Source organism: Ferruginibacter sp., assembly GCF_028288465.1.
In the GTDB taxonomy this organism is placed as follows: Bacteria; Bacteroidota; Bacteroidia; order Chitinophagales; family Chitinophagaceae; genus Ferruginibacter.
Genome location: NZ_JAQBNR010000083.1, coordinates 1 through 2,954, shown reverse-complemented (window position 1 = coordinate 2,954; position 2,954 = coordinate 1). Strand labels below are relative to the sequence as shown.

The 2,954-nt window shown below is 65.1% G+C and carries 4 protein-coding genes; 1 reads left to right on the top strand and 3 read right to left on the bottom strand.

The window, feature by feature from the left end; translation table 11 throughout:
- Positions 1–267: 267 nt before the first annotated feature.
- The 3 genes from JWR61_RS27970 to JWR61_RS27960 all read right to left on the bottom strand — a co-directional run bounded on the left by JWR61_RS27970 (position 268) and on the right by JWR61_RS27960 (position 1,861).
- Entirely contained in the window at positions 268–633 is a 366-nt protein-coding gene (locus tag JWR61_RS27970) for a VOC family protein (RefSeq protein ID WP_301930938.1), read from the bottom strand.
- A 108-nt stretch (positions 634–741) separates the two neighbouring features.
- A complete protein-coding gene (locus JWR61_RS27965; protein ID WP_301930937.1) occupies positions 742–1,200 on the bottom strand; it encodes a hypothetical protein in 459 nt (152 codons plus the stop codon).
- 31 nt (positions 1,201–1,231) lie between these two features.
- On the bottom strand, positions 1,232–1,861 hold the full coding sequence (locus JWR61_RS27960; protein WP_301930936.1) for a TetR/AcrR family transcriptional regulator: 630 nt from the start codon (positions 1,859–1,861) through the stop codon (positions 1,232–1,234).
- Positions 1,862–1,986: 125 nt separating this feature from the next.
- On the opposite strand from JWR61_RS27960, the gene JWR61_RS27955 reads away from it, so the two are divergent.
- Positions 1,987–2,954: MFS transporter (locus tag JWR61_RS27955; protein WP_301930935.1), on the top strand; the 968-nt coding region annotated here is incomplete at its 3' end.

Below are 2,954 nucleotides of genomic sequence, written 5' to 3'. Positions count from 1 at the left end.
CCACCCTGATTGCGGAGCTCCCGCACGGTTACCGAACTCATGTAGCGAGTGTATCACGGGTGATACAGGTACGGATTCTGCCCTACTCTTCCTGCATCGACTTGTCGCAAAGTGCCCTTCAGCAGCTCGCCGAGGGGCCATTTGCGCCAAGTCGATGACGCAAGGGCACGTCAGGGGATCCGCGAGGCGGCGAATCGCGCCCGCAGCCACGCGAGGGAGCACGCTCGCCTCGTCGCACCCGAGCCGCCGCCGCTCGCCCCGCGCCGCCTAGTCCTTCGGGTTGATGAGGCAGAACGGATGCCCCGCCGGATCCAAATACACGCGGAAAGTCGGCGTCTCCGAACCGGTCCGAGTCGCTCCGAGCGCGAGGACTGCGGCTTCACCGGCATCCAGGTCGTCGACCTTCACGTCGAGGTGGATCTGCTGCGGGACATCCTGTCCCGGCCACTGGGGCGGCGTGTAGTTCTCAACCCGCTGGAAGGCGAGGAGGGGACGCCCCTGGTCGCGGCCGACGAGTTCCGCCCAGCCCGGGTCATCCGAGAACTTGCGCATCCCGAGCACCTCCGCATAGAAGTCCGCGAGGGAGTTGGGGTCGGGGCAATCCAGAACGATGACGTCGAGTGTGCCGATCATGTTCTCAACGTACGACGGCGCGCTGACATCCGACAAGCCGCGCGAAGCGGGCGCTTTCGGCGGATGCGGGCGAGCGCGCACGCCCGTTCCGTCTGAAACCGCCCGCGATCAGGCTCCCGTGAGCCGGTCGGCGGTCGGTGACTCGTGTCCCCGTGCCATCAGCACCGCGACCCAGGCGACGATGATGAGTGCGAATGCCAACCACGGGATTCCCCATTCCAGCAACTGGTCCACGTCGGCAGCCAAACCTAGCCGCTCGGCGAAGGCAGGCGGAATGTTCATGGTGTCCGACCCTTGCTGGAAGACGAACGGCTCGAAGAACACCAGCACCCATGACGCGATGGAGGCCCCCAGATAAACGCGCTTTGGGCGGTTACGTGCGCGCCGCGCAGCGACGGACAGCACAGCCGTCGCCAGAAGACCCACAAAGAGGAACGGGCTGACCTGGAGGAGGAGCAGGAGACTAAGTAATCCATCCCCAGCAAGCCACTCCGTGCCGATGAACAGCCACAGTGGAAGCACGACAATCATTGGCCACTGGGCCCACCAGACCACCTTGTCGAGCATCCGAGGCCACTTCCTCGCGGGTTCGGCGAACTCAGCGGACGGGCAGGCTGGACCGCGCCGGCAACCCCAGCGCAGGCAGGATGACCCCGTCGATAAGCGAGATCAGGAATGCGCGATCAACCGGCTTGCGAAGGATGAGTACGCGGTAGCTCGCCATGGCCGGGGAGATAAGCGCGACCGTCTCAATGTCGGTGTCCCTGCTGATCTCTCCGCGCTCCATGGCGCGCGTCATCAGGATGCGGTTGATTCTGGCCCTGGGTTCGACGATCGCGGCGTTCGCGGCATCCGCCAGCTCAGGCGACTTGGAGAGCATCGAGATGAGCCCAGCCATGACCTGCATCTTCTTTTCGCCCTCCTCGATTGCCATGGGCTTGATCATGGCGAGGAGATCACCGCGGAGGGTCCCGGTGTCTGGCAACTGGCTTGGGTCGAGGTCGCGGTTCTTCATGCACGCGACGGCGTCGATCACGAGTTCGGCCTTGGAGGACCAGCGCCGGTAGACGGTCGCCTTGCCCGCCTTCGCGCGGGCGGCGACCTCGTCGATCGTCATCCCGTCGTATCCGGTCTCGGCGAGCACGGCGATCGCGCAGTCAAGGATCTCGGCGTCGCGAGTGTGATCGCGCTTACGCCCGAGCTTTGGAGCGGTGTCAGCGAGCGTCATTGCTGCTTCTCCTTCTCTGTGCTGACCGGTTGTATGAACCAGCGAGATGAACCCCATGTTACCTCGCGGTTAATTCTGGAACTAAGAGTATCCGAAACTAGTCAGTTCCGTATATAGTTCTCGTCATGTCTTCTTCCACACCCGTACTCCACGCCCCACCGGCAGGCCGCCGCCGCTGGCTCACCCTCATGACCGTGGGGCTCGCGCAGCTCATGGTCGTCCTCGACTCCACCGTCGTGAACATCGCCCTGCCGGCCGCACAGGCCGACCTGCACTTCTCCAACGCCGACCGCCAGTGGGTCGTCACGGCCTACTCACTCGCCTTCGGCAGCCTGCTGCTCCTCGGCGGCCGTCTCTCTGACCTCATCGGTCGCAAGCGCACCTTCATCATCGGGCTCATCGGGTTTGCTGCGGCATCCGCCGTCGGTGGTGCCGCCACCAGCTTCGGGATGCTCGTCGCCGCCCGCGCGGCCCAGGGCGCGTTTGGCGCAATCCTCGCCCCCACGGCTCTGGCCGTCCTGACGACGACCTTCATCATCCCGAAGGAACGCGCCCGAGCGTTCGGCGTCTTCGGTGCCATCGCTGGCGCGGGCGGAGCGATCGGCCTGCTGCTCGGCGGCTTCCTCACGGAAGACTTCGACTGGCGCTGGAACCTCTACATCAACGTCGCCATCGCGGTCATCGCCATCGTGGGCACGCTCATCTATGTCGACCATGTCGCTCGCACCGGGCCTCGCCCGAAGCTCGACGTCCCCGGCACCATCCTCGTCTCGGCCGCCCTGTTCAGCCTCGTCTACGGGTTCTCCAACGCGGAGACCAACGGCTGGGACTCGGTGTGGTCGTGGGGAATGCTGACCGCCGCGGGCATCCTGCTCGTCGCGTTCGTTCTGTGGCAGCGCAGGGCGGCACATCCGCTGTTGCCGCTGTCGATCATCCTCGACCGCAACCGCGGGGCCGCATACGCCGCAATCCTCATCGCCGGCGCCGGAATGTTCGGCATCTTCCTGTTCGTCACGTACTACCTCGAGGTGACGCTGCGCTACTCGCCGATCCAGACCGGCCTGTCGTTCCTGCCCATGATCGGGATGCTCGT